The sequence below is a fragment of the Mycobacterium sp. genome (assembly GCF_050701515.1).
Lineage (GTDB): Bacteria > Actinomycetota > Actinomycetes > Mycobacteriales > Mycobacteriaceae > Mycobacterium.
In genome coordinates, this window is the sequence record NZ_JBOGDB010000250.1 from 1 (window position 1) to 26869 (window position 26869).

Sequence of the window (26869 nt, forward strand, 5' to 3'; positions counted from 1 at the left end):
GCGAAAGGCTGCCATTCCAAAGTTTGTGAGTGACACGAATGATTGGGCTCAGCGAATTCAAGAGGTCCTTAACGAAAACGCTAACCCACCGCGCTACTTGACGAGGGTCTTACAGGGCTACATCGACGACACGACAATGTTTCTGGTGACACTTGCGCCCGACCGGGACGCAAGCAAATACGAGACCCCAATTTATGACCTTAGCATTATGGACTATGCAGGCATTCTGGGTCGGTGCGCCGATCTTGACGCGGGCTGGTGGTAGGGCATGCCGTTGAATAAGCCTGAGGCGAAATGAGCACCCGATGGTAGCGGTCGGACCTCAAGCTATGCCGACGACGAGTGGCTTTTCGGCGGTCATTCTTGGCGGACTTTGGCCACTTACTTCGGCTGAACACTGGGCCGCGACCGCTTCGGCCGAACTATCTTTCGCTCAGGTATCTAGCGGAGGATCAACGGTAATTCGTAATTCAGCTGACACCCTATTGGTTGCCAATTCAGGTGCCATGATTGAAGCAATGCACGTCGCGTATATCCTTGACTCCAAGGAGGTCCAAACACAGGCTGATCTCTATACCATGATGGCCGATGCTCTTGGCCAATGCGCCCGTATTGTAAATGAAGCCAGACAGCAGCTTGCTTCCATTGATGCGCGGGCGCACGACGAAATTCAGTCGGTGATCAACAGCAAAGGCGGCTGGTTTGGCACATTCGCAGTCATATCGATGATTTGGGCAATTGTCAGCAAGGCTCGTTCAGAAGCGGAGGCAGTGAGTGGCAACGCCGCCAAGAGGATTGCTGCTCTCGCCGCAACAATTGCTGGCGCTTCGGTCCCTAATCCCGGAGCGATCGCTGGTTCATCGGCTTTGCGGGAGGAGATAGGTGCACTAGTGCCGCATGGAAGCCGCGAAAGTTACGGACTCACCCTTGGAGGCGCGGGGCAACCGTTGAAGCCGGCATCAAAGGTAAACGATCCCAAGCCAGACGTCCGTTTGGATCCAAACAATGCGCCGGTTTCACTCAATCAAAATGGTCCTCCGCCGAACCCTGAAGCAGACCCGCTAGCCCGACTGGAGCCGAACGCTCCAGCTGGTCCCCCCGGAACAAGTGAAGGCATACCGTCGAAACCCGACCCGATCTCGCGGATGCTCCCGAATGATCCTTCGCAGTCGTTCCCTGCACCAACCGCTTCTGCGCCAGGCACCGGCCCCGGCATCATTCCGCCCATGAGCTCCCCGGCATCGGGCATGTCGGCCAGCCCAATGCGTCCGCCGTCGATGCCGTCGATGCCGAGCACCCCGAGCATGCCGGCGACACCGACGACCCCGGCCGGTCTACCGACGCCGGCCACGGCGGCCAGTGACCTGTCGCAGGGATTCACCAAGGGTCTCGCCGCCAGCGGAGGCACGCCAATGCCTCCGTCGGTCCCGACGACACCGAACGTCGGACCGACACCGCCACCAGCAGTCGCCGATGCCGCGCCCGCGTCCACCCCCGCCTCCGCGCCACCACCCGCAGCCTCGTCCAGCCCGGTGGCGTCCGCTGGACCAGCGCATGCGCCGGCCGGTGCGCAAGCCACGCCCGGTCCCATGATCGCCGCCCCACCCGCGCACAACCTCTCCGCGTTCGGATCCGATATGCAACGACCCGGCACGCCACCGGCGCCGACCGTCTCCGCCGCGGGGCCAAGCGGAGCGCCCGCAACTCCCGGCACTACGTCGGCTGGAGTGTCGTCGACCTCGGTGCCCCCGAGCGTGCTGGCCACATCCGGTGTCGCCGCCACTGGCACCGGCGCGGCGATGGTCAGCTCCGAGACCCAGGATCAACACCTCGACGACGCCGTCCAACTCGCCTACGAACTCCTGCACGCCTCCCGCATTTATCCCGGTTTGCATTGGTGCGTCGGCATTTTCAAGACGGCCACCGGCACCGAGACCGTCATCACCAGTGACGACGGCGCAAGCTACATCCCGCCCGGCGTTTACGTACCCCGTTCGGCCCGAGTGCTTTTCGCCGACCCGGAGCTGGCCACCACCTTCCAGACCAAGTGGTTCGGCTGGGTCAACCCGGCCGCGACCATGGTGGCCTACGCGACCGAGCACTCCGCGCTGGATCCCAACATCGAGTTGTATGCCGTGGCCGCCACCACAGACCCCGGCGGCTCCTCTGTACTCCCCGCCCGTCGCGCCGGCGTGCCGCACTACCAGGACTGCGACTCCACTCGCTCGCCATTGGAAGCGGCCGCGCCTGCCCCAGAACTAGACGACAGCCGGCTGCACCGCCTCGCCGTCATCGCGCCGGCGATGTATGAACAGCTCACCGATGCGAATACCCCCGCCACCCAGCATCGCGCGACCGCGTGGGACGCCACCGCGGGTGCCGTCGCAACAGCCCTCGCCGGCGCCGAACCGCTTCGGGTCGAAGTGGCGCCCGTCATCCGCGAGATCCTCGGTGCGCTCGCCAGCGGCACCCCGATCACCGACGAACAATGGTCCGCTCTCGGCGAAGTCCGGCTATACGGCAAGTCGCTCTTCATGCGGCCGGGGTTCATCGAGGTCGAGCCATCCACCGACCCGACCGGCACCGCCCTGTACCGGGCGCATCACAACCTGGACCGTGCCGTCGAGGCGCTGTCGCTGTGGCGCGGCGACAACCCGGACTATGCCGAGATCGTTTACGCCACAGAGCAAATCAGCAAGGAGGAGCAGCTATGGCCGGTCGCAATATCAAGCTGAACCCTGAAGAGACGCTGGGCCACGTCTCCAAGATTGCCGAGACAATGGCGGAAGTCTCGGTACCCGGCCCGGTGCCGCCGCCCAGTGCCCCGGCCAGCCCGATCGACGCCGCGCTGAACACGGTGGCATTGGCAGCCGCCGAAAAAGCCGAGGCGTCCGCGGCCGCGCTCGCGGCCCGCGGCACCGAGCACAACGCGGAGTCGGTTCAGGCCGTGCAGGCGATGCAGGCCCAGGAAGAGGAGAACGCCGCCGGCATTACCCAGGTGCAAAGCGAAGTGCCGGGAGCGGCGGGCGTCACCGAGGTCTGATTCCGCCTTCAGGCGCCGTCGGTATGGTGAGCCGATGCGCACACTGGTGACCGGGGCGGCCGGCTTCATCGGATCCACGCTGGTCGACCGCCTGCTCGCGGACGGACACTCCGTCGTCGGCGTGGACGATCTCAGTTCCGGGCGCAGCGAGAACCTCGGCAAGGCCGACCAGCACCCCGACTTCGAATTCGTCAAGGCCGACATTGTCGACGCCGACCTGATCGGGCTGCTCGCCGAAGCCCGGCCCGAGGCCGTCTTCCACCTCGCCGCCCAAATTTCCGTGAAGCACTCGGTGGACGACCCGCCGTTCGATGCCACCGTCAACGTCGTGGGCACCGTTCGGCTCGCCGAGGCCGCCCGCCGCGCCAATGTCCGCAAGGTCCTGCACACGTCATCGGGCGGGTCGATCTACGGCACTCCGCCGACCTACCCGACGACCGAAGAGATCCCTACCGATCCAACTTCGCCGTATGCCGCCGGCAAGGTCGCCGGCGAGGTCTACCTCAACACCTTCCGAAATCTCTACGGTCTTGACTGTTCACACATCGCGCCGGCCAACGTCTACGGCCCGCGACAGGACCCGCACGGTGAGGCCGGCGTGGTCGCGATCTTCGCGCAGGCGCTGCTGTCAGAAAGGCCGACAAAGATCTTCGGCGACGGGAACGACACCCGCGATTATGTCTTCGTCGACGATGTGGTGGACGCATTTGTCAAGGCTGCGGGCGATCAGGGTGGAGGGTACCGGTTCAACATCGGCACTGGTGTGGAAACATCGGTGCGCCAACTACATTCGGCCATCGCAGCTGCGGTGGGGGCAGCCGACGAACCGGAATTCCACCCGCCCCGACTCGGCGACCTGAAGCGGTCCTGCTTGGATATCAGCCGGGCCGAGAAGGTGCTCGGCTGGCAACCGAAAGTCAAACTCGACGACGGCGTCGCCCAGACCGTGGGGTTCTTCCGCGAGAAGGCTTAACGGCCGACGCCCTGGCAAGCGCGGCCAGGTGCACGGCGATTCCCACCATCGGGCCGCATAGCAGCGCGATCACCGTGCGGGTCTCCAGATCCAGCGGCAGCAGCAGCAAGAGGATCGCCGCGACCGTCGCGCTGATCCAGCCGACCGAATACGCGCGGTGCCATGCGGCCGCCACCGTCGCCGCGCCGGTCAGCGTCAGCAGCGCAATGGCGATGGCCGCAGTCGTCAGCCACGCCAGCAGGGCACCGTCGGCGCGGTACTCCTCACCGAACGCGACCCTCAGCAGCCATGGTCCGAACACCCAGGCGGCCAGTACACCCACCGCGCCCAGCCCGACGACAACCAATGCGGGAGTAACCAACGCCCGCAACCGCTCGGCGCGTTGGTCCACGAAATGCGCAATCAGATTGCCCTGCATCGCCGTCAGCGGCACCAGTAGCGGGGCGCGGGTCAACGTCACGGCCAGGATCACCACGCCGCCGGTCGCCCCCAGGTCGCCCGAAGTCGCCTTGAGCAGCACCGGAAAACCCATAACCAGGATCGCGCTGGCGCCGGCCGCCGCGATCGAGTGCGCGGTGCCGCGCAGAAAGGTCATCATCCCGCCGGGCGTGGCGAGCCGGGCCGCTGCCCGCGTCGCCGGCGAGGCGATCAACATGGTCAGCCAGGCCACGGCGCCGGCCACGGTCGCCCACAGATAACCGCCCATTCCCCACCCGATCACGAAGGTGATCGCCGCAACCGCCACTCGAATGCCCGCGTCGGTCACCATGAGCGCGCCGTACTGGGTCCACCGGCCCACTCCTGCGAGCATGCCCAGCAGGGTGGCGTGCAGGCAGAACCCCGCCAGACCCACGCTCAGCAGCACCACACTCAGCAGACGCGCCTCGACGAAGACGTGTCCCGACCACAGCGGCGAACTGGCTGCGATCACCACCGCCGCGACGACGCCGACCAGTGCAGCCACCCGCATCGGATGTGTACTCGGAGCCGACACCACCTCGATGTAGCCAGCCGATCGCACCTCGCGGGTCGCTTCCTGCAACAACCCGTTGGCGGCTCCCGACACCAGTCCAAAGGCACCCCAGAACACACCGAATACCGAGAAACCGGCCGGTTCGAGGTCTCGGGCTGCCAGGTACAACACCGCATACCCGCACAGCGCCGTCAACACGGTCGCGGTACCGACGCGTGCGACGCTGCCGCGAGTGATCGGGCCGGTGGGTGTGGCCGCGTCGGTCACAGCGCCTGCGCGGGTGATTCCGGCGTCGTCACGCCTATAAAGCTATCTGCGCGCCGCGGCGCGTCTGCGCCGGAGCCGTGAGCGCTGGCCGTGCGGCCTGACTTACGCCTCGATTTCTCTAGCGATTCGGTGCTCGATGCTGGCCCGGGTGGCCGCGGGCAGGACCAGGATGCCGTCGAGTTCGGTGCGGGCGCGCGCGTAGGCGTTCTGGCGTTCCTCGGGTGTCGCCGCGTCGTCTTCGGCGAGTCTCAGCAGATTCTGGGCGCGTGCGATGCGCTGTTGTTCATCGGCCGAGAAGCCGGTGCGGCGCTGCCGAATCGCCTCGGCTTCGGCGACTTCGAACGCCGTCACATAATTGTGGACGGCATCGCGATACTCCAGCTGCGCCTCCCGATCGCCGACCAAGTCGTCGACGCCTTCGGGTCGCAGCAGATCGGCTCTCCGCTTTGCCTTGTGAAATTCAGCCGTCAGCGGGTTGCGCATGTCGGTCATCAGTGGGAAGTCGAGCAGTTTGGCGACGTCGATCTCGTAGTCGAGCCATCGCGCGTCGGTCTGGCTGTGTTGGTCGAGGACCTTCTTCAGTTCGCGGCGGTATGTCACTTCGTTGTCGCGTGACCGCCCGGCCGCCTCGGCGACCGCGATCTTGGTCTGCTGCTTGATCCGATAGCGCTCAAGCCTGCGCTCGGCGCGGCGCTCGTTGGCGGCGGCGACCGCTCGGATTCCGCCGCCGATCATGCCGCCGAGCGGGAAGATCAGCCACCAGAAGTTCCCCGCGAAATGAAGCAGAGATTCCACAACGCCAGAATGCCACCGTCAGGAAACTGCCTCGTAGATCAGCGTTGCGTATCTCGCGGTGCGCTCGTTGCCGAGCGTGCCCTGTCCCATCTTGTTCATGACGTAGGCGACCGTGGTGCGGCGATCGGGGTTGATGAGCACCATCGAACCGCCCCAACCGCCCCAGAACGCGATCTTCTCGTCGGGCAGGTACGGCAAAGTCTCCGGCTTGGGTAGGCCGTAGCCGATGCCCCAGCGCAGCGGTACGCCCAACACCACGTCCACCCCGTCGGACTGCACCTCGAAGATCCGCTCGATGGTTTCCGGTCGCAGCAGCTGTACGACATTAGCCTTGCCGCCCAATGAAACCGGTGACAGCATCCGCGCGAGCGAGCGCGCATTGCCGTGTCCGTTGACCGCGCCGATCTCGGCTTCTCGCCATCCGGTGGTGTGCGCGATCACCGCGTCTGGACCGGGATTTGTCAGCGTTTTGCGCATCGGGTTGTCTTCGGGCAGCTGATCGAATGGGATTTCGAACGGTGGAGGCGGAATCAGCTCTGCGATCCGTCCGAAATCCTCCGGCCGGGCCCCTATCTGGAAGTCAGCCTCGAGTGGGCCGGCGATCTCGTCGCGGACGAAGTCCTTCAACGTTGTTCCGGTAATCCGGCGCACCAACTCGCCGACCAGGTGGCCGAAGTTGAGCGCGTGATAGCCCGACACGGTGCCCGGCTCCCACCACGGCGCCTGGGCCGCGAGAAGGGAGGCGGATTTGTCCAGGTCGTACAGGTCCTCGACGGTCATTGGTTCCTGCCAGCCGGCGACACCGGAGGTGTGCGACAGGAGGTGGCGCACCCTGACGTCCTGCTTGCCGTTGGCGGCGAATTCCGGCCAATAGGTGGCGACGGTGGCGTCCAGGTCGATCAGGCCGCGATCGGCCAGCATCAGCGCGGCCAAGCTCGTGACGGTCTTCGTGCTCGACCAGACGTTGATGATGGTGTCCTCGCCCCACGGGATGGTCTTGGCCGCGTCGGCGTAGCCGCCCCAGATATCGAGCACGGACTCACCGTCGATGTCGATCGCGATCGCGGCCCCGACCTCTTCGCCGCTGCTGAGCTCTTCCGCCAGCGCGTCGGCGACCTTGTCGAACCGAGCGTCACTGTGGCCGTGCACGACGTTTGTCATCGGTCCATCATGCCGAGGCCACTGGACTTAGCGATAGGCGGTCACCAGTTGTGGTAGCCGCCTTCGGGCCCCAGCATCCGCTCCAGCCGGGTGCGGTTGATGCGGGCCAGCTCGTTGCGGACCACCTGGCGCTCGGTATCGACATCGTTGAGCAGCCGATCGGTCATCGTCGCGAGCACATCGTCTGCGGTGTATCCGTTGACGAGCATCACGAAGCCGAAGCCGAAATGCTCGAAGTAGCGCTTGGACGACGCCCCCAATTGGGCCATTACGTCCTGGCGTTCGTCCCAGATCGCACACTGCTCGGCCCGGGACTTCTCGCTGCCCGGCCGCCGGCCGATGTCCGGATAGGCCTGCAGTATCGAATCAATGGAGTTCTCCGACAGCCCGAACAGCAGCCTGCCGGCCTGCCGGAACAACGCGTCGTGATCGTCATAGAGCCGCCCGCGGGCAAGGTCAGCGGCCAATGGCACGCTGTAGCAGCATTCGTACAACGCGTGCACGGCCCGCCGCATCGGCAGGTCGTTGAACGTGTCCAGGCCGATGCCTTGATGCATCAACATGAGGTAATGATCGAAGCCCGAATGCGGTCGATGCCAGCCGATGCGCGGGATTTTGCTGGCGCGTAACAAGCGTTAACGTGGCCGTATCAGTGGCCTTGGCTCTTGAACCGCTCCAGTGATCGTTTGACCTCGGCCTCGGCCTCCGCGCGGCCCACCCAATCGGCGGCCTTGACGTATTTGCCCGGCTCCAGATCCTTGTAGTGGACGAAGAAGTGCTTGATCGCCTCGAGCTCGAACGACGGGACGTCGCTCAGATCGTTGATGTGGTCCCAGCGTCCATCGCGGGCCGGCACGCAGAGCACCTTGTCGTCGCCGCCGGCCTCGTCGATCATCTGGAACATGGCCACCGGCCGCGCTTCGACCAGGCATCCCGGGAACAGCGGCTCGGGCAGCAGCACCAGCGCATCGAGCGGGTCGCCGTCCTCGCCGAGGGTGTGGTCGATAAAGCCGTAGTCGGTCGGGTAGCCCATCGACGTGTACAGGTAGCGGTCCAGCTTGACCCGGCCGGTGTCGTGGTCGACCTCGTATTTGTTGCGCGAGCCCTTGAGGATCTCGATGACTACATCGAACTGCACCGCCGCGGCTCCTTGCCTGTGCTGAGTCTGTGGTCGTCGGGGGTCAACCCTAATGGAGCGCTACCCTGCTGTGGCAGGCCAGAGTCAGGAGAATCATGCGGCCCACTCAGTGGCGACGCTCCACCCACGTGGTGATCGGGGTGGCCGTGCTGCTGCTGGTTGCGGCGCTCGTCGCGGCGGCCGCGGTGCTCACGGGTGGGCATTCGACCAGCGACGCGAACGCGATCAAGACGGCACCGGCCCTGGCCACGGCCGACCCGGGGATCAAGCCGATCGGCGATTCGGCACCCAAACCGACCCCGGACAAGCTGGCCGCGACCCTGGCGCTCGCGCTTGCCGACCCGAACCTGGGGATCCTGACCGGCAGGATCACCGATGCCGCCACCGGCACCCAACTGTGGGCGCAGGGCGCCGACCTGCCGATGCAGCCGGCGTCGACCACGAAGGTGCTGACCGCCGCCGCCGCGCTGCTCGCCCTTGACCGCGATGCCCGGCTCACCACAACGGTGAAGGTCTCCGACCGACGGCCGGGTCTGGTGGTGCTCGACGGCGGCGGTGATCCGACGCTGTCGGCCGCGCCGGCCGGCCAGGAAACCTGGTACCGGGACGCGGCGCGGATCAGCGACCTCGCCAATCAGGTGCGGCGCAGCGGCACCAAGGTGACGGCGGTCCAGGTCGACGCAAGCGCCTACAGCGGCCCGACGACGGCGCCGGGCTGGGATCCACTCGACATCGACGGCGGCGACATCGCGCCGATGGAAGCCGTGATGCTCGACGGCGGTCGCACGCAACCGGTCAGCGTCGACTCGAGCCGGTCCAGAACACCGGCGTTGGACGCCGGCCGGGCGCTGGCCGTCGCGCTCGGTGTCGATCCCGCCACCGTCACCGTGCTGCCGTCGACGTTCAAGGGCCAGCAGATTGCCTCGGTGCAGTCGCCGCCGCTGATGGAGCGGTTGCGCGAGATGATGAACCACTCCGACAACGTGATGGCCGAGGCGATCGGCCGGGAGGTAGCCGCCGCACAGGGCAAGCCGCAAAGCTTCGACGGTTCCGTCCGTGCGGTGCTCGGCCAGCTGAACTCCGCCAAGATCGACACCAGCGGGGCGCGGCTGATGGACTGCAGCGGTCTGTCCGTCGACGATCGGCTGACCGCGGAAACCCTGGACGAGACCGTCAACGCCGCCGCAGGCAACGACCACCCGGAATTGCGGCCGCTGGTGGACCTGTTACCGATCGCCGGCGGCAGCGGCACGTTGTCGAACCGCTTCCTGGGCAACGACGCCGAACGAGCAGCGGCCGGCTGGCTGCGCGCTAAGACGGGATCGTTGACCGCCACCAACTCCCTGGCCGGGATCATCACCGATGCCAGCGGGCGGGTGCTGACGTTCGCTCTGATCTCCAACAATGCCGGCCCGACCGGGCGCACCGCGATCGACGCGCTGGCCGCGACCCTGCGGTCCTGTGGATGCAGCACATGAGCCCGTCGACAAAGCTCAACGTCGGTCGCGCGGTCGACTGGCAATTCGCCGCCACCGTGGGAGCCAAGCTGGCCCGGCCGGGGCCGGCGGCCACCGATTACACCCGCCGCCAGGTGATCGATCAGCTGTCCAGCGCTGCGCTGCGCGCCGAGATGCCGGTGCGCGAGGTGACGGGCCTGAACGAGGGCGGTGAGGTATCCGACGCGCGCATTGTCGACCGGACCCAGTGGATCCGGGCCGCCACCCAGTCGATGCGGGTGATGACCGGCGGATCGGAGAATGCGCAGAACGGCACGGCCAAGCCGCACCCGATAACCGGCCGGGTCACGGGCGCGCAGACCGGCGCGGTGCTGGCCTTCATCTCGTCGGGGATCCTGGGCCAGTACGACCCGTTCGCGCCGAACGGCGGCGAGCTGCTATTGGTGTATCCGAACGTGATCGCGGTGGAGCGTCAGCTGCGAGTGGTGCCGGCCGACTTCCGGCTCTGGGTTTGCCTGCACGAGGTCACTCACCGCGTGCAGTTCCGGGCCAACCCGTGGCTGGCCGAGTACATGTCGCACGCGCTCGCGGTGCTCACCGAGGAGGTCGGGGAAGACATCACCGAGGTCGTCGGCCGGCTCGCGAGCTTCGTCCGCGATCGCCGTAACGGTGTTGCGCCCGAACCGAATTCGGCAGGCGTGCTCGGCGTGCTGCGGGCTGTGCAGTCCGAGCCTCAGCGCCGGGCGCTGGACCAGTTGCTGGTGCTGGGCACGCTGCTGGAAGGGCACGCCGACCATGTGATGGACGCGGTCGGGCCTGCCGTGGTGCCCTCGGTGACGACTATCCGCCGACGGTTCGACGAGCGGCGCCGGCGTAAGCAGCCCCCGCTGCAGCGGCTGCTGCGGGCGCTGTTGGGCATTGACGCGAAGATGAGCCAGTACACCCGCGGCAAGGTGTTCGTCGACCACGTCGTCGACCGGGTCGGCATGGCCCGGTTCAACGCCATCTGGTCGGAGCCCGAAACACTGCCGCTGCCAACCGAAATCGAAGAGCCGCAACGATGGATCGACAGGGTTCTGTAAGCGCCTTGCAGACGGCGGTCGGGGTATTCGTCCGCCGCTACGCCGAAGCCGACGACCGTTGGTGCGTCGCCCTATCGGGTGGGCCGGACTCGCTGGCGCTGACGGCCGTCGCCGCCAAGGCGAAGCCGACCACCGCGCTGATCGTGGACCATCAACTGCAGCGGGATTCCGGCGATGTCGCGCGCACCGCGCAGGAACAGGCTATGGCGTTGGGATGTGTTGACGCGCAGGTTCTTTGCGTGGATGTCGGCACGACGGGCGGTCCGGAGGCCGCCGCGCGCACGGCCCGCTACCGCGCGCTGGACGCGGCCAGAGGCGGTGCCGCCGTGCTGCTCGGACACACGCTGGACGACCAGGCCGAGACGGTGCTGCTGGGCCTCGGCCGTGGATCGGGGGCTCGCTCGATCGCCGGCATGCGCCCGCATGACCCGCCGTGGTACCGCCCGCTGCTGGACATCAGGCGCGCGGTCACGCACCGGGCGTGCGACGAGCTGGGGCTGCAGCCTTGGCACGACCCGCACAATGCCGATCGCCGCTTCACCCGCACCCGGCTGCGCACCGAGGTACTTCCGCTACTCGAGGATGTCCTCGGCGGCGGGGTGGCCGAGGCGTTGGCCCGCACCGCGACCGCGCTGCGCGAGGACACCGACACACTCGACGAACTGGCGCAGCGCGCGCTGGCGGCCGCGGCCACCGGAGACGGCCTGGACACCGGCCGGTTGACGGCGCTGCCGGAGGCGGTCCGACGCAGGGTTATCCGGTGCTGGCTGCTGGCCGGCGGCGCCAGCGACCTGACGGACAAACAGATCCGCGGCGTGGACACCTTGGTCACCGCGTGGCGCGGCCAGGGCGGGGTGGCGGTCGGCTCTCCGCTGCGCAGTCAACGGCTAATCGCGGGGCGTCGGGACGGGATGCTGACTCTGCACCGAGAGCCGGTTTGAGCGCGTCGGGCGGACTCCCGTTGGTCGATGGCGCTGTCGCATGGCACGCTGTGGGCGTGCCTGCGCAATCTGGCGAGCTGTACCCGGGCGACATCAAGTCGGTGCTGCTCTCGTCGGACCGGATCCAGGCACGGATCGCCGAACTCGGCGCGCAGGTCGGTGAGGACTACCGGGAGACCATCGAGGCGACCGACCAGGACCTGCTGCTGGTCACGGTGCTCAAGGGAGCGGTCTTTTTCGTCACCGACCTGGCTCGCACGATCCCGCTGCCCACGCAGCTGGAATTCATGGCGGTGAGCTCGTACGGCTCGTCGACGTCGTCGTCGGGCGTGGTGCGCATCATGAAAGACCTCGACCGCGACATCAACGACCGCGACGTGCTGATCGTCGAGGACATCGTCGACTCCGGTCTGACCCTGTCCTGGCTGCTGCGCAACCTCGCGACCCGCCGTCCGCGGTCCCTTCGGGTCTGCACGCTGATGCGCAAGCCCGACGCGGTGCGCGCCGACGTCCACATGGCGTACGTGGGCTTCGACATTCCCAGCGAGTTCGTCGTCGGCTACGGCCTCGACTACAACGAGCGCTATCGCGACCTGCCCTACATCGGCACGCTCGACCCCAAGGTCTACGAGGAGCGCTGACGACATGGTTGAGACGCAAACAGCCCTGCGGATCTGCCCACTCTGCGAAGCCACCTGCGGCCTGACCCTCACCATCGAGGACGGCAGAGTCACCGGCGCGCGCGGCGACCGTGAAGACGTGTTCAGCGCCGGGTTCATCTGCCCGAAAGGTGCGAGCTTCGCGGAGCTGGACAACGATCCCGACCGGCTGACACAGCCGATGGTGCGACGCGACGGCAAGCTGGTCGAAGCCACCTGGGATGAGGCGTACACGACGGTGGCCGAACGCCTGGGTGGCGTTGTGCGTGAACACGGTGGGGCCTCGGTCGGCGTTTATCTCGGTAATCCGAACGCGCACAACATCGCCGGTGCCCTGTACGCGCCGCTGGTCATCCGCGCGCTGGGCACCCATCAAGTGTTCTCCGCCAGCACGCTGGACCAGATGCCCAAACAGGTAGCACTGGGCTACATGTTCGGTAACCCCTTCGCGTTCACCGTGCCGGATCTCGACCGCACCTACTACCTCGTGATCATCGGCGCGAATCCGCTTGTCTCCAACGGAAGTTTGGCCACCGCCGCCGACTTTGGCGGCAAGCTGAAGGCGTTGCATAGGCGCGGCGGCCGGCTGACAGTCATCGATCCGGCCCGCACCCGCACTGCCGAACTGGCCGATCGTCACCTCGCGCCGCGGCCCGGTACCGACGCCGCACTGCTCTTCGCCGTCGTACACGTGCTCTTCGACGAAGACCTCATCTCCCCGGATCTTGGTGGACTGGCCGATTGGGTCACGGGCATGGACGAGGTCGGTGAACTGGCCGCCATGTTCTCGCCGGAGGCGGTGGCAGTGCACTGCGGTGTCGCCGCCGAGGAGATTCGGACACTGGCCCGCGAGATCGCCGCCGCCCCTGCGGCCGCGGTTTACGGCCGAATCGGCACCTCCACAGTCGAATTCGGCACGGTGGCCAGCTGGCTGGTCGATGTCATCAACACGCTCACCGGTAACCTCGACCGCCCCGGTGGGGCGATGTTCCCGCTGTCTCCGGCGGCGGCCGCGCCGCGGCCCGCGAAACCGGGTCGGGGATTCGTCACCGGTCGCTGGCGTAGCAGGGTGTCCGGATATCCGGAGGTGGCATCCGAACTGCCCGCCGCGGCCCTCGCCGAGGAGATCGACACCGCCGGCGAAGGACAGATCAAGGCGATGATCACCATTGCCGGTAATCCGGTGCTGTCTGCACCGGACGGCGAGCGGCTGAGCCGCGCCCTGGAGGGCGTCGATTTCATGCTCAGCGTGGACCCGTACCTCAACGAGACCACGCGTCATGCGGACGTCATCCTTCCGCCGCCTCCGCTATCGCAGAGCGCCCACTTCGACTTCGCACTGAACAACCTCTCGGTTCGCAACAACGCCCGCTACTCGCCGCCGGCGTTGCCGCCGGCCGACGGTCGGCCCGCCGAATCAGAGATCTTGTCGCGGCTGGCCCTGATCCTGCACGGCGCCGGCTATCAGGCAGATCCGGCCGTCGTCGATGATCAGGTGATCACCACGACGCTGACGAAGGAAACCCACGACCCGACCTCTCCGGTCGCGGGACGTGTCGTCGAGGAGCTGACCGCGATGCTCATCCCAGGTGCGGGTTACGAACGGCGGCTGGACATGATGTTGCGCCTCGGACCGTACGGCGACGCCTTCGGCGCCAAGCCGGACGGGCTCACCCTGGAGCGACTGAAGAACGCGCCGCACGGCATCGATTTCGGACCGCTTGAGCCCCGCATCCCCGGAGTGCTGCGCACGCCCTCTGGCCTGGTGGAACTCGCCCCCGCTCCCGTCGTGGCCGATGCTGCGCGGTTGCGGGATTCCATCGAACGGGACGCGGACAGCTTCGTCCTCATCGGTCGCCGGCACCTGCGCTCCAACAACAGCTGGATGCACAACCTGCCCGCGCTGGCGGGCGGCACCAATCGCTGCACGCTGCAGATCCATCCCGACGATGCGACCGAACTCGGCCTCACCGATGTCGCTCTCGTCAAGGGGCCCGGCGGCGAACTGCGGGCGCCGGTGGAGGTAACTCCCGCGATGCGCCGCGGAGTGGTGTCCCTACCGCACGGATGGGGTCATGACCGCGCCGATGTCCGGCTCGGCGTCGCCTCAGGCCAGCCCGGCGTCAACGTCAACCAGCTCAACGACGGCACGCACCTCGATCCGCTGTCGGGTACCGCGGTGCTCAACGGCATCCCGGTACACATCGCCCCGGTGGGCTGAGAGCTTCTTTTGCTCCTCGCGTGCGCGTGATCAGGTCAGCTCCCAGATCACCGTCACGGAGAACTCGACGCTCTGCTGCCCCGGCTCCAGCGGCACGGCCTCCATGGCCGCGCGCGGCATCGGCACCGGGGTAGGGGGCGGTCCTCCTGGTGCCGCTTCGGAGATGGAGATGACGTTGCCAAGTGTGAGACCGGCCAGCTGGGCATACTGCTCGGCGCGATCCTTGGCGTCTTCGAAGGCCCTGGCGCGTGCGTCCTTCAACAGCTGAGGATTGTCCTCGATGGAGTAGTTCACCGAGTTTATGCGGGTGGCGTCGCCGCCGGTGCTGACGATGAGCGCCAACGCCTGCGACGCCGAGTCCAGCCGGCGCAGCTTGACATCGATCGAATTGCTGGCCCGGTACCCGGTGATTGCCGGGTTGTCGCCGCCGGAGAACTGCGGCTGCAGGCTGACCTGCTTGGTGCTGATGTCCTTGCGGTCCACGCCCGCACCCACCAGTGCGTCGATCACCGCCTGCTGCCGCTCGCTGGTCTGGTTCATCGCGCCGGTGACATCCGGGGCGATGGACTCCATCGACACGTTGGCGGTCAGCGTATCGGGCGTGCCCTGGACCTCTCCGGTACCGACGACGGTGACCTGGCGGGTGTCGGCGTCGGGGGCGGCGCCGATGGGTCCCGAGGACGCGTCGCAGGCCGACAGGGCTACGGCTGCCAGGCCCGCGGCGGCGAGGACGGAGAATCGGGTCGGCAGTTTCGCTCTCGGCACGATCGGCATGCCAGGCAGCCTAAAGCACCTAGCGATTAGGGCGTCACAAGGATCTTGCAGTGCTCGTCGGGCTGTGCCAGGTCGTCGAACGCCGCCCCGACGCCGTCGAGGCCCACCTCGCCGGTGATGAGCGGATCGACGTCGGTCTCGCCGTCGGTGATGGCGCGTAGCGAGTCGGCGAACTCGGTTGTGTCGTAGGCTAATACAAACTGGACGCTGATCTCCTTCGCGGTGCCGAAGAACGGCATCACGGTGTCGGGCTCCATGCACACGCCAGCCACCACCACTCGGCTGTGCCTCGGTGCGCGTCGCAGCACATCATTGATGATTCCGGGCATGCCGACGGCCTCGAACACCACTGCCGGCTTGGCCGTGTCGAACGGAGAACCCTGCGCCGGGTCGACGGTTTCGCGTGCGCCCATGGTCTCGCCGAGCTGTCGCCGCTTCGGCGAATAGTCTGCCGCCACAATATGTTCCACGCCCTTATTGCGCAGGGCTGCGATGATGGCGATCCCGATCGGCCCGCAGCCCAGCACCAGCGCGGTCTCGCCGGGCTGTATCGCCGATTTGTTCACCGCGTGCAGGCCGACCGCCATCGGCTCGGTGAGCGCTGCATGACGTGGGTCCAGGCCATTGGGAACTTTCAAGAGCAGCGGTGCCGAGAGCAGCATTCTCTCGGCGTAGCCACCAATCGTGGAGTTCGATTGGAAGATCATGTCCATGCCGGTCGCCGAGAGGAGCACGGGGACGGACGTGACCACCGTGCCGGGTGCTGGAGCCGCTGTGTCCGGCCCCGCCTCGATGACCTCGGCGCTGAACTCATGGCCCATGAAGATGTCGCCGGACAGCCGCACGCTGACATTGCCCGTTGGCAGACCCTGCATTTGACTGCCGAGCTCCAGCATCTCTTTGCCGTACTTGGCGAAATGCAGGTCCGAGCCGCAGATCCCGCATGCCTTCACATCGACGAGCACCTGCCCCGGGCCGGGCACCGGCTCGGCCACGTCGTCGCGAAGAACCATCCGCCCGGCGCGCAGCACCGCGGCCCGCATTACTGCTCCTTTTCCAGCTTGAGTTCGTCGGTGTGCTCGTTGATCGCCTTGACGATCGCTTCGCCGGCGCGGCCGAGGAGTTGATCGCGCATCCCCTTGGCCCAGTCGTGCGATGCCCGCGGTGCCGACAGCTGGCCCTTGAAGTGCGGCATGACCTCGCGTGCGAACAACTCGTAGGAGTGATAGGTCGCCTGCGGCGAAGCCCAGTCGTGACCGAGCAGTAGTAACGTGCCGAAGCCGCCCGAAGTGTCCAGCAGGTCCTGGATATAGGTGATGGCGTCGCCCGGCGTGCCGATGCAGCAATTGCCTTTGCCCGCATACTCTGCGACGAATTCGCGCGGTGACTGCGTGCCCTCCACCGTGTTGGACAACGGCACGAATCCGGCCGCGCCGAAGTAGTTCGCGAAATCCTGCAGGCCGTAGACGCAGTCGTCGATCGCCTGATCCCGGGTGTCGGCCAGGTGCATGATCGACAGCACCCGCCAGTCGGCGCGGTCGGGTTCGTCGCGGCCGGAATTCTCGGCCTGGTCGACGACGACCTCCCAGGTGTTCTCCAGCGCGGCGTACCCGCCCGGCACCGACATCGACAGGGACAACAGCGACGTGCCCAGCGCACCGGCCAGCCGCGGGCCGGACGGGGAAATCATTGCCGCGCACGCGATCTCCGGATACGGCGATGTGTACGGACGGATGTGCAACTGCGCATCGCGCAGCGTGAACCAGTCGGAGTGCCGGTTGATCCGCTCCTCGGGGCCCGCCCGGAACAGCGCGAGGATGGCTTCGAGCGATTCCTGCATCATCCGCCGCTGCTCGACGGGATCGATGCCCATCATGTAGGCGTCCGACGGCAGCGCACCGGGTCCGGTGCCGAACATCACCCGGCCTCGGGTCAGATGATCGAGCAGCACCCATCGGTCGGCCACCATCAACGGGTGGTGATAGGGCAGTGAGACCACGCCGGTGCCGAGCCTGATGTGCTTGGTGCGCTCGGCGGCCGCCGCGATGAACACCTCCGGACAGGCGATCAGTTCGTATCCGCCGGAATGGTGCTCGCCGAACCAGGCCTCGTCGAAACCCAACCGATCCAGCGCCACCGTCCGCTCGAGATCGTATTCCAGTGCGACCGTGGGGGATTGACCCACCGGATGGAACGGTGTGAGGAAGACGCCGAACTTCAATGGCGTCCCGGTCATTTCAGATCCAATCCGGACAGGAAGTCCAGCAACAGTTTGTTGACCTCGACGGGGCGCTCCTGCTGGATCCAGTGCCCCGCACCCTCGATCCACTCTTCGGTGTAGGGCCCGGCGGCCACCTCGCGGGCGCGTTCGGGACTCATGGTCGGGCCCACCGGATCGGTCGTGCCGCCCACGAACAGCGCGGGCACGGTGATTTGTGCGTCGGCGAGCTGGGGTGTCGATTCCCAGTTGCGGTCGTAGTTGCGATACCAATTCAGTGCGCCGGTGAATCCGGTCCTGCTGAACTCGGTCACGTAGTGCTCGAACTCGTCGGCGCTGATCCAGTCCGGCAGCGACGCCGGTCCGGCCAGCAGGCCGGCGAACATTCCGCTCATGGTGGCGGCCACGTCGGCCTCCATCTCGGCGTCGGCTCGGCCGGGTTCTTGGAAGCGCAACATGTAGAAGTCGTCGCCGAACTTCTGCCGCCAACGTTCGGTGGGGCGGGACCGGGCTCGGGGAATCGGTGGCACGCTCAGGCCCGCGGCCGCCCGGACGCGTTCCGGGTGTAACACCGCGGTGTGCCACACAACCATGGCGCCCCAGTCGTGGCCGATGAACACCGCCTGCTGCGCGCCGACGTCGTCCAGCAGGCCGACCAGGTCGCCGGTCAGGGCGTGGATGTCGTAATTCTCGATGGCCTCGGGTCGGGTGGACCCGCCGTAGCCGCGCTGATCCGGCGCCAGCACGTGATAGCCCGCGTCGGCCAGCACCGGGATCTGGTGGCGCCACGAGTAGGCCAGTTCGGGGAAGCCGTGGGCCAGCACGACCACCGGCGCCTCTCGATCGCCGGCCTCGATCACCCGCAGCTGAACGCCGTTGGTATCGACTAACCGTTCGGTAGATGTCAGCACGATTTCACCCAAGCACAGCGGGGTCTGCGGAAGGACGCCGGGGTGAGCGTTGACTGTGCGGTCCTGTACGCCCGCCGCGGCGTGTCGCGTACAAAACCGCACACTCGACACATCACTCCGGGAAAGGCGGGCGAAACGGCGGGAAAGGCGGTGCGACCCAGGTGATCCCTCGCCACTTCTCGGGGATCTCCGGTGGAACAAAGTCGTTTTCGTACGGCGAGCAGCCGATGGTTCGGCCGATTTCGAGAGCGGGTTCCACAAGATCGGACACGCTGATACTCCGGATACTGCTGAGGATACTGACTTGGCACGTGCCGACGATCACTCTGACGGTGTCGACGTACTCGAACACAAAGACGAAATGGCCCTCGCGATCAGTGGGCTCTTCACGCGCGGTTTTCGGATCGTAAGAGTCTTCGAACCGGAGGGCATAGTCACCGACGTGATATCGATGTCTGGCTACGGCGGCGTCGACATCACTCAGCGATTTCACGTACACGGATACCCACGTGATCCCCGTTTCCGGATCTCCCCAACGGCAGTGCAATCCGTTGTCGTCCTCAAGGGGATTGGGGTCATCCGTCGTACTCGCCATCCGGCTGACCTCGACGTAGGGCTCGAGGATCGCCGCGATTGCTGAACGCCGCTGCGCGTAGGTTGCAAGACTTGGATCCATGGCCCCTCCTAGCGGTTCGGTAGTCACCGTAGGCTTCTCGGGAATGCAGTGATGATCTTGCCGTCGCTCGCCGATATCACCACGACTGCGTCCAATATGGGTGGGCCTATCACGTTCCCTTCCTCATCCGTCGGAGCGATAGCGCGCGTTACGCGGAAGGTGTCATTGTCCTGTCGGTAGGAGACAGATTCCGGATATGCAAGCGCAGAGGCTATTGCGTAGTCGGCGAGGTTGCGCCAGTTTCCCATGGACGACGGCGTCAAATCATTCCAATGCTCGCCATGCTCCTTGGCGATGTGAAGGAAGCCGTATTTGTCGTTCCCGCAGAACAACTGGCTCTCGCCGCCGGGTAGCGAACGGAAGCCGGCGCTGAGTGGAGCGCGATTGAACTCAATCTGCTTGCGCCTGCGCGGTCCGTCGCCGCCAAATCCCGTGCGCTCGACCAGATGTTGTGAGCCAGGCCTCGCGCCTCGTTCACCCGCGCTAGGCGTGCGGCGGGCGAGCCATAACTGCGCGTGTATCGGTGACGATGAGGTCGTTATCGACTTCGAACCCGGCGCCGCGCGCGGCCGCGACGGCCGAGAACACCCGAGCACGGGCCGCCGCGATCTCCTCGGCACCACTGCGTGCTATCGCCGCCGGACTATTCAGGCTGTCGACCGCACCGAGAACCTTGGCGCGATCGGAGTGCGCACGGTTTAGGACCGCTTGCGCGGCGTCGCCTTCCCACGGCCGGCCGCCGGGCAGCTGAACCGCTTTGTACGCGGCCGTGAAGGTGTTCTCCCACGACGCAGCGGCCGTGGTCCAGTGCTCGGCCGCGGCGACCAGGTGTGTCGTGTGCCAGCTCTGGATCTGCGACACGGATGGCAGTACCGGCCCACCCGCTGCCGACGAATCCTCGGTTTCGGAATAATTCCGCGCTGCAGCCCTTACCCGCTCACTGGTCGAGGCCATCCTCTGGGCCAACCTGCCTTGAGCCGCGGTCACGCTGCCATGTACCGCCGAGACCGCCAGCGCAGAGGCCTGGAACGACCGTCCAGCCGCGACGTTGGTGCCATGAGAAGCCAGGATGTTGCCCCGGTCCTGAAGGAACGAGGCGAGCTCGTTCAGACCGCTGACGTCGCCCTTCAGGTCCGGCACATGAAAAGATTAAGCACCTTCGAGGGGCCCTCGTCGCAGCAATTTGGCTGGACGCCCAGGTTCGGCGGCAGGGGCATGCAAGCACCGGCGGGAACTGCCAAACGTTGGTCTAGCGGTAGCCTGGTATATCCCAGCTGCACGTATTGGAAGGACACCGGCCGCAGGCGGCCGAGAGAGACGAAGCCGAGGACGGCGTTACTGAATGAACCGGAAAAATGTGATTCGCACGCTCACCGTCATCGCGGTGGTGCTGTTGCTGGGCTGGTCTTTCTTCTATTTCAGTGATGACACCCGCGGATACAAGCCTGTCGACACCTCGGTCGCGATGGCCCAGATCAACAGCGACAACGTCAAGAGCGCGCAGATCGACGACCGTGAGCAGCAGCTACGCCTGGACCTGAAGAACGGAAACAGCGAGACCCAGGACAGCGACAAGGTCATCACCAAGTACCCCACCGGGTACGGCGTGACGTTGTTCGACGCATTGAGTGCCAAGGACGCCAAGATCAACACCGTCGTCAACCAGGGCAGCATGCTCGGCTCGCTGCTGATTTACATGCTGCCGCTGCTGCTGCTGGTCGGCCTGTTCGTGATGTTCTCCCGCATGCAGACCGGTGGCCGCATGGGCTTCGGGTTCGGCAAGTCGAAGGCCAAGCAGCTCTCCAAGGACATGCCCAAGACCACGTTCGCCGACGTGGCCGGCGTCGACGAGGCGGTCGAGGAGCTCTACGAGATCAAGGACTTCCTGCAGAACCCCTCGCGGTATCAGGCGCTGGGCGCCAAGATCCCCAAGGGCGTACTGCTTTACGGGCCGCCCGGAACGGGCAAAACACTGCTGGCCCGCGCCGTCGCGGGTGAGGCCGGTGTGCCGTTCTTCACGATTTCCGGCTCGGAATTCGTCGAGATGTTCGTCGGTGTCGGCGCATCCCGGGTGCGAGACCTCTTCGAGCAGGCCAAGCAGAACAGCCCGTGCATCATCTTCGTCGATGAGATCGACGCCGTCGGCCGCCAGCGCGGCGCCGGTCTTGGCGGCGGCCACGACGAACGCGAGCAGACCCTGAATCAGCTGCTGGTCGAGATGGACGGTTTCGGCGACCGCGCCGGCGTCATCCTGATCGCCGCTACCAACCGGCCCGACATCCTCGACCCGGCGCTGCTCCGTCCCGGTCGATTCGACCGGCAGATCCCGGTGTCCAACCCCGACCTCGCCGGCCGCAAGGCCGTGCTGCGGGTGCACTCCCAGGGCAAGCCGATGGCCCCGGACGCGGATTTGGACGGGCTGGCCAAGCGGACCGTCGGCATGACCGGTGCGGATCTCGCCAACGTCATCAACGAGGCCGCGCTGCTCACCGCGCGCGAGAACGGCACCGTCATCACCGGTCCCGCACTCGAAGAAGCCGTCGACCGCGTGGTCGGCGGGCCGCGACGGAAGAGCCGCATCATCAGCGAGCAGGAGAAGAAGATCACCGCCTACCACGAGGGTGGCCACACCCTGGCGGCCTGGGCGATGCCGGACATCGAGCCGATCTACAAGGTCACCATCCTGGCCCGCGGGCGCACCGGCGGCCACGCCGTCGCCGTTCCCGAGGACGACAAGGGCCTGATGACCCGCTCGGAGATGATCGCCCGGCTGGTCTTCGCGATGGGCGGACGCGCCGCCGAGGAGCTGGTGTTCCGCGAGCCGACGACCGGGGCGGTGTCCGACATTGAGCAGGCCACCAAGATCGCCCGCGCAATGGTGACCGAATACGGCATGAGCTCCAAGCTCGGCGCCGTTCGCTACGGCACCGAACACGGCGATCCGTTCCTGGGCCGCACGATGGGCACCCAGGCCGACTACTCGCACGAGGTCGCGCAGATCATCGACGACGAGGTCCGCAAGCTCATCGAGGCCGCGCACACCGAGGCGTGGGAGGTGCTCACCGAGTACCGCGACGTGCTCGACACGCTGGCCGGCGAGCTGTTGGAGAAGGAGACGCTGCACCGCGCCGAGCTGGAGGCGATCTTCTCCGACGTGAAGAAGCGGCCGCGGCTGACGATGTTCGACGACTTCGGTGGCCGCATTCCGTCCGACAAGCCGCCGATCAAGACGCCGGGCGAGCTGGCGATCGAACGCGGCGAAGAGTGGCCGAAACCGGTGCCCGAGCCCGCGTTCAAGGCCGCGATCGCCCAGGCCTCAGAGGCCGCCGAGTCGGCAGGACCAAACGGCAGCGGCAGCAACGGGAATCCGGCGGGCGGCCCAACGCAACCCGATTACGGCGCCCCGGCCGGCTGGCACGCCCCGGGCTGGCCGCCGCAGCAGGCGCCCGAGCCGGCTCCGCAGGGCCAGTGGTACCCGCCGCCGCACTGGCAACAGCCGTACCCGCCGTATCAGCCCTACCCGAACCCGGGCCCGCAGGCACCGCACTCCGGTTCAACCGGCGGTTCGTCGCCGAACAACGAGGACGCGGGCCAGGAAGCCAACCGGCCCAACCCACCGGCCCACGGCTGAAAGCGAACGGAGGCTCCGATGACGCGGGCGCACAACAACTCTGCGACGGTCACCACGCACGTGTTTGACCAGCCCCGCGCCGAAGCGGCGATCCGGGAACTGCTCTACGCGATCGGTGAGGATCCTGAGCGCCACGGTTTGGAGGACACTCCTGCCCGTGTTGCCCGTGCCTACAAGGAGATGTTCGCCGGTCTCTACACCGACCCGGACAGCGTGCTGGACACCAAGTTCGACGAGCAGCACGACGAACTGGTGTTGATCAAGGAGATTCCGCTGTACTCCACCTGCGAGCACCACCTGGTGGCGTTCCACGGCGTGGCCCATGTCGGCTACATCCCGGGCGAGAGCGGCCATGTGACCGGGTTGTCGAAGATCGCAAGGCTGGTCGACCTGTACGCCAAGCGTCCGCAGGTGCAGGAACGGCTGACCGCGCAGATCGCCGACGCGCTGATGCGCAAGCTGGATCCGCGGGGCGTCATCGTGATCGTCGAGGCCGAACACCTGTGCATGTCGATGCGTGGCGTGCGCAAGCCCGGCGCGGTCACCACCACCTCGGCGGTGCGCGGACAGTTCAAGCGTGATGCGGCATCACGGGCCGAGGCGCTGGATCTGATCTTGCGGAAGTGAAACCGACGCACGTGCAGGTCATGGGAGTCGTGAACGTCACCGACGATTCCTTCTCCGACGGGGGACTGTTCCTCGACCGTGACCGTGCCGTCGAACATGGCCTGGCGCTGGCTGCCCAGGGTGCGGCCATCGTCGATGTCGGCGGCGAGTCGACGCGCCCCGGTGCCGCCCGCGTCGATCCCGAGGTGGAAGCCTCGCGCGTGCTGCCGGTTGTCAAAGAGCTTGCCGGGCAAGGACTTACCGTCAGCATCGACACCATGCGCTCCGAGGTGGCGCGTGCAGCGCTGGAAAACGGGGCGCAGATCGTCAATGACGTGTCCGGTGGGCGGGCCGACCCGAACATGGCCGGGTTGGTTGCCGACGCCAAGGTGCCCTGGGTGCTGATGCACTGGCGCTCGGTCGGCGCGGCGCAGCCGCACCGGGTGCCGGCCTACCGCGACGTGGTCGCCGAAGTGCGCACCGAACTGCTGGCCGCCGTCGACGCCGCGTTGTCCGCCGGGGTCGATCCGGCCAAGCTGATCATCGACCCGGGTCTCGGTTTCGCCAAGACCGGCGAGCACAACTGGGCGCTGCTGCGCGCGCTGCCCGAATTCGTCAGCACCGGCATCCCGGTGCTCGTCGGGGCGTCACGCAAGCGCTTCCTCGGCACCCTGCTGGCCGACGCCGACGGTGAACGCCGCCCGCCTGACGGCCGCGAGACCGCAACGGCGGTGATCTCCGCGCTGGCCGGTCTGCACGGCGCGTGGGGGGTTCGGGTACATGACGTGCTGGCATCGGTCGATGCGCTCAAGGTCGTCGAGGCGTGGACGGCCGACCGCGATGACTGATCGAATTGACTTGCGCGGCTTGACCGTTCGCGGCAACCACGGCGTTTTCGGTGAAGAGCGGCGCGACGGGCAGAATTTCGTCGTCGACATTACTGTGTGGATCGACCTGGCACCGGCGGCCGCCAGCGACGAACTGGCCGACACCCTCGATTACGGCGCATTGGCCAAGCGGGCCGCCGAGATCGTCGGGGGGCCGGCCCGGAACCTGATCGAGACCGTGGCGGGTGAGATCGCCGAGGACGTGATGACGGACGAACGGGTGCACGCGGTCGAAGTTGTGGTGCACAAACCCGCGGCCCCGATTCCGTTGCGCTTCGCCGATGTTGCTGTGGTGGCGCGCCGGTCCCGTCGCGGTGGTCGCGGTGCCGGCGGTGCGCCGTGACGCCCGCGCACGCGAGGAGCACGAATTGACTTCAGTGGTGCTGTCGATCGGATCGAATCTGGGCGACCGCATGGCCCGGCTGCAATCCGTCGTCGATGGGCTCGGCGACGCCGTGCGCGCGGTGTCCCCGGTCTACGAGACCGAGGCTTGGGGCGGTGTTGAGCAGGGCCCGTTCCTCAACGCGGTGCTGATCGCCGACGACCCGCGGCTCGACGCCCACGCCTGGCTGCGCCGCGCGCAGGAACTGGAACGTGCGGCCAACCGGGTCCGCGGCGAGCGCTGGGGACCGCGCACCCTCGATGTGGATCTCGTCACATGCAGAGAGAGAACCGAGTCGGGGGAGTCCGAAATGATCCTCGGCGACGCTGATTTGACCCTGCCGCACCCGTTTGCCCATCTGCGCGCATTCGTGATGGTCCCGTGGTTGGACGTCGAGCCGGACGCCACACTCACGGTCGCGGGTGTCGCGCAACCTGTCACCCGGCTGCTTGCCGAACTCGACCCCGTCGAACGTGCCGGCGTGCGCCGCACCGACCAGGTGCTTGGCGTAGAAACCCAACGGGCATCGGGTGACTGATGGGACCTACTCGCAAGCGTGACCTGACGGCCGCGGCGGTGATCGCCGCCGTCCTGGGTTATCTGCTCGTGGTGGTGCTGTACCGGTGGTTTCCGCCGATCACCGTGTGGACTGGGCTCTCGCTGCTCGCGGTCGGGATAGCCGAGGCCGGCTGGGCCTTCTACGTGCGAGCGAAGATCAACGACGGGCAGATCGGCGACGGACCGGGTTGGCTGCATCCACTGGCCGTGGCGCGGTCGGTGATGATCGCGAAGGCCTCGGCGTGGGTGGGTGCCCTGGTGCTGGGCTGGTGGCTTGGGGTGCTGATCTACCTTTTGCCGCGACGGGACTCGCTGCGGGTCGCCGCGGAGGACACCGCCGGAGTCGTAGTGGCGGCGGTGAGTGCGTTCGTGCTGTTGGTCGCCGCGCTATGGCTTCAGCATTGCTGCAAGTCACCGCACGAGCCACCGGACAACGGCGAAGGGGCGCCAGAGTAGCTGGCCGCCAACGGCGAATGGCGAATCGCCGCAGCGCACGACACGCGAGGTGACCTGTGGCGGGTACAGTCGGCCCATGACCGTTCTGACCCGCAGCGCCCGGTCTCGGCGCAGCGGCCGCAGACCGGGCTGGCTGCTGTTGACGGTGTTGCTGGTACTCGCAATCATGGCGAGTTCCGCGCTGGTGTTCACCGAACGGGCGGAGTTGCTCAAGCTGGCCGTCATCCTGGCGTTGTGGGCGGCCGTGGTGGCCGCCTTCGTGTCGGTCATCTATCGGCGGCAGAGCGATATCGATCAGGCCAGGGCGCGCGATCTGAAGCTGGTCTACGACTTGCAACTGGACCGCGAAATCTCGGCCCGACGCGAATATGAGCTGACGGTGGAATCGGAGCTGCGGCGGGAGCTGGCCTCCGAGATACGCGCCCAGTCCGCGGACGAGGTGGCCGCGCTGCGGGCCGAACTCGCCGCGCTGCGCGCCAATCTGGAATTTCTCTTCGATGCCGACCTGAGTCACCGTCCGGCGATCGAAACCGAGCGGACGACGGTGCGGGCCTTCGGTGACTGGGCCCGTGACACCGAATCGGCTGGACGCGTCCCGAGCAGTCGGATGGATGCCGGTAACGAGGATGTCGATTACCGGACCGACGAAAGCCCGATCATCGACGTGTCCGCGGTGCCACATGCACCGGAACACGAGCACTCAGCTACACCACTGTTCGGTGGTGTGCACCGCAGAGCGTCGGAGGCCGAGCCGACGCCCGAGGAGCGTCTGCTGTGGGCCGTCGAACATCGTGCCGCAGAACAGCGTGCGGCTGAGCAGCGTGCCGCGGAGCAGCGTGCGGCCGAGCAGCGTGCCGCGGAGCAGCGTGCGGCCGAGGTGCGAGCCGCCGAGCGGCGGGCGGCGGAGCAGCGGATAGCCGAGCAGCTGGCCGCCGAGCGGCATGCGGCGGAGCAGCGGGAAGCGGAACGGCGGGCGGCCGCGCAGCGTGCGGCGGAGCAGCGGGCGGCGGAGCAGCGGGCGGCCGAGCGGCGGGCGGCCGAACAGCGGGCCGCCGAGCAG

Annotated in this window: 26 protein-coding genes and 1 pseudogene; 16 read left to right on the plus strand and 11 right to left on the minus strand. The window is 66.8% G+C overall.

The window, feature by feature from the left end; translation table 11 throughout:
- The 4 genes and pseudogenes from ACRDU5_RS19130 to ACRDU5_RS19145 form a co-directional block, all read left to right on the plus strand.
- A pseudogene (locus ACRDU5_RS19130) lies at positions 1-265 on the plus strand (hypothetical protein); the annotation flags it as partial.
- A 961-nt stretch (positions 266-1226) separates the two neighbouring features.
- A complete protein-coding gene (locus tag ACRDU5_RS19135) occupies positions 1227-2735 on the plus strand; it encodes an EspK C-terminal domain-containing protein (RefSeq protein WP_526616336.1) in 1509 nt (502 codons plus the stop codon).
- On the plus strand, positions 2711-3043 hold the full coding sequence (locus tag ACRDU5_RS19140) for a hypothetical protein (RefSeq protein WP_526616337.1): 333 nt from the start codon (positions 2711-2713) through the stop codon (positions 3041-3043). Before ACRDU5_RS19135 ends, ACRDU5_RS19140 begins: the two co-directional genes overlap by 25 nt.
- A 34-nt stretch (positions 3044-3077) precedes the next feature.
- Positions 3078-4016 carry a GDP-mannose 4,6-dehydratase gene (locus tag ACRDU5_RS19145; RefSeq protein WP_526616338.1) on the plus strand — a complete coding sequence of 313 codons (939 nt, stop codon included), beginning with the start codon at positions 3078-3080 and terminating at the stop codon, positions 4014-4016.
- On the opposite strand, the gene ACRDU5_RS19150 is transcribed toward ACRDU5_RS19145, so the two are convergent.
- The 5 genes from ACRDU5_RS19150 to ACRDU5_RS19170 all read right to left on the minus strand — a co-directional run bounded on the left by ACRDU5_RS19150 (position 3961) and on the right by ACRDU5_RS19170 (position 8350).
- Positions 3961-5274 carry a hypothetical protein gene (locus tag ACRDU5_RS19150; protein ID WP_526616371.1) on the minus strand — a complete coding sequence of 438 codons (1314 nt, stop codon included), beginning with the start codon at positions 5272-5274 and terminating at the stop codon, positions 3961-3963. The two genes, ACRDU5_RS19145 and ACRDU5_RS19150, sit on opposite strands and share 56 nt — an antisense overlap.
- Positions 5275-5358: 84 nt before the next feature.
- Complete coding sequence (locus tag ACRDU5_RS19155; protein ID WP_526616340.1) at positions 5359-6051, minus strand: hypothetical protein; 693 nt, start codon at positions 6049-6051, stop codon at positions 5359-5361.
- An 18-nt stretch (positions 6052-6069) separates the two neighbouring features.
- Positions 6070-7212 (minus strand): serine hydrolase domain-containing protein, encoded by a 1143-nt coding sequence (locus tag ACRDU5_RS19160; protein ID WP_526616341.1) that lies wholly within the window; start codon positions 7210-7212, stop codon positions 6070-6072.
- A gap of 41 nt (positions 7213-7253) precedes the next feature.
- On the minus strand, positions 7254-7775 hold the full coding sequence (locus tag ACRDU5_RS19165; RefSeq protein WP_526616343.1) for a 2-oxo-4-hydroxy-4-carboxy-5-ureidoimidazoline decarboxylase: 522 nt from the start codon (positions 7773-7775) through the stop codon (positions 7254-7256).
- Between the two features lie 86 nt (positions 7776-7861).
- The gene (locus ACRDU5_RS19170) at positions 7862-8350 is read right to left on the minus strand and encodes an inorganic diphosphatase (protein WP_526616345.1); all 489 of its coding nucleotides are present in this window, start codon (positions 8348-8350) and stop codon (positions 7862-7864) included.
- Between the two features lie 95 nt (positions 8351-8445).
- Here ACRDU5_RS19170 and dacB point away from each other — a divergent pair, with 95 nt between their 5' ends.
- Genes dacB through ACRDU5_RS19195 form a run of 5 tightly spaced genes read left to right on the plus strand, consistent with a single transcriptional unit; the run spans position 8446 to position 14710 of the window.
- Positions 8446-9828 carry a D-alanyl-D-alanine carboxypeptidase/D-alanyl-D-alanine endopeptidase gene (dacB, locus tag ACRDU5_RS19175; protein ID WP_526616347.1) on the plus strand — a complete coding sequence of 461 codons (1383 nt, stop codon included), beginning with the start codon at positions 8446-8448 and terminating at the stop codon, positions 9826-9828.
- Positions 9825-10889 (plus strand): Rv3626c family coenzyme F420 biosynthesis-associated protein, encoded by a 1065-nt coding sequence (locus tag ACRDU5_RS19180; protein WP_526616349.1) that lies wholly within the window; start codon positions 9825-9827, stop codon positions 10887-10889. Before dacB ends, ACRDU5_RS19180 begins: the two co-directional genes overlap by 4 nt.
- On the plus strand, positions 10868-11830 hold the full coding sequence (gene tilS, locus ACRDU5_RS19185) for a tRNA lysidine(34) synthetase TilS (RefSeq protein WP_526616351.1): 963 nt from the start codon (positions 10868-10870) through the stop codon (positions 11828-11830). Before ACRDU5_RS19180 ends, tilS begins: the two co-directional genes overlap by 22 nt.
- Positions 11831-11850: 20 nt before the next feature.
- Complete coding sequence (gene hpt, locus ACRDU5_RS19190; protein WP_526616372.1) at positions 11851-12471, plus strand: hypoxanthine phosphoribosyltransferase; 621 nt, start codon at positions 11851-11853, stop codon at positions 12469-12471.
- Between the two features lie 4 nt (positions 12472-12475).
- Positions 12476-14710 carry a molybdopterin-dependent oxidoreductase gene (locus ACRDU5_RS19195; protein WP_526616352.1) on the plus strand — a complete coding sequence of 745 codons (2235 nt, stop codon included), beginning with the start codon at positions 12476-12478 and terminating at the stop codon, positions 14708-14710.
- A gap of 30 nt (positions 14711-14740) precedes the next feature.
- Here the strand turns inward: ACRDU5_RS19195 and ACRDU5_RS19200 are convergent, their stop codons facing one another.
- From ACRDU5_RS19200 to ACRDU5_RS19225, 6 genes are all read right to left on the minus strand, one after another.
- Positions 14741-15484, minus strand: a complete 744-nt coding sequence (locus ACRDU5_RS19200) for an SIMPL domain-containing protein (RefSeq protein ID WP_526616354.1) — start codon at positions 15482-15484, stop codon at positions 14741-14743.
- A 26-nt stretch (positions 15485-15510) separates the two neighbouring features.
- Complete coding sequence (locus ACRDU5_RS19205; RefSeq protein ID WP_526616356.1) at positions 15511-16527, minus strand: zinc-binding dehydrogenase; 1017 nt, start codon at positions 16525-16527, stop codon at positions 15511-15513.
- Positions 16527-17720, minus strand: coding sequence for an LLM class flavin-dependent oxidoreductase (locus tag ACRDU5_RS19210; protein ID WP_526616358.1), 1194 nt, complete (start codon positions 17718-17720; stop codon positions 16527-16529). The genes ACRDU5_RS19205 and ACRDU5_RS19210 overlap by 1 nt, the downstream gene beginning before the upstream one ends.
- Entirely contained in the window at positions 17717-18613 is an 897-nt protein-coding gene (locus ACRDU5_RS19215) for an alpha/beta fold hydrolase (protein WP_526616359.1), read from the minus strand. Before ACRDU5_RS19215 ends, ACRDU5_RS19210 begins: the two co-directional genes overlap by 4 nt.
- A 112-nt stretch (positions 18614-18725) precedes the next feature.
- Positions 18726-19316, minus strand: coding sequence for a DUF7956 family protein (locus ACRDU5_RS19220; RefSeq protein ID WP_526616360.1), 591 nt, complete (start codon positions 19314-19316; stop codon positions 18726-18728).
- A 456-nt stretch (positions 19317-19772) separates the two neighbouring features.
- Positions 19773-20429, minus strand: a complete 657-nt coding sequence (locus ACRDU5_RS19225) for a hypothetical protein (protein WP_526616361.1) — start codon at positions 20427-20429, stop codon at positions 19773-19775.
- A 202-nt stretch (positions 20430-20631) separates the two neighbouring features.
- Here ACRDU5_RS19225 and ftsH point away from each other — a divergent pair, with 202 nt between their 5' ends.
- The 7 genes from ftsH to ACRDU5_RS19260 form a co-directional block, all read left to right on the plus strand.
- Complete coding sequence (gene ftsH / locus ACRDU5_RS19230; RefSeq protein ID WP_526616363.1) at positions 20632-22920, plus strand: ATP-dependent zinc metalloprotease FtsH; 2289 nt, start codon at positions 20632-20634, stop codon at positions 22918-22920.
- A gap of 18 nt (positions 22921-22938) precedes the next feature.
- Positions 22939-23547, plus strand: a complete 609-nt coding sequence (gene folE, locus ACRDU5_RS19235) for a GTP cyclohydrolase I FolE (protein ID WP_526616365.1) — start codon at positions 22939-22941, stop codon at positions 23545-23547.
- On the plus strand, positions 23544-24374 hold the full coding sequence (folP, locus tag ACRDU5_RS19240; protein ID WP_526616366.1) for a dihydropteroate synthase: 831 nt from the start codon (positions 23544-23546) through the stop codon (positions 24372-24374). Before folE ends, folP begins: the two co-directional genes overlap by 4 nt.
- Positions 24367-24756 (plus strand): dihydroneopterin aldolase, encoded by a 390-nt coding sequence (gene folB / locus ACRDU5_RS19245; protein ID WP_526616367.1) that lies wholly within the window; start codon positions 24367-24369, stop codon positions 24754-24756. The genes folP and folB overlap by 8 nt, the downstream gene beginning before the upstream one ends.
- 25 nt (positions 24757-24781) lie before the next feature.
- The gene (gene folK, locus ACRDU5_RS19250) at positions 24782-25333 is read left to right on the plus strand and encodes a 2-amino-4-hydroxy-6-hydroxymethyldihydropteridine diphosphokinase (protein ID WP_526616373.1); all 552 of its coding nucleotides are present in this window, start codon (positions 24782-24784) and stop codon (positions 25331-25333) included.
- Positions 25333-25809: a DUF3180 family protein gene (locus ACRDU5_RS19255; protein WP_526616368.1), complete on the plus strand. Its 477-nt coding sequence runs from the start codon at positions 25333-25335 to the stop codon at positions 25807-25809. The genes folK and ACRDU5_RS19255 overlap by 1 nt, the downstream gene beginning before the upstream one ends.
- Positions 25810-25885: 76 nt before the next feature.
- On the plus strand, positions 25886-26869 hold a 984-nt coding region (locus ACRDU5_RS19260; protein WP_526616369.1), incomplete at its 3' end, for a DUF6779 domain-containing protein.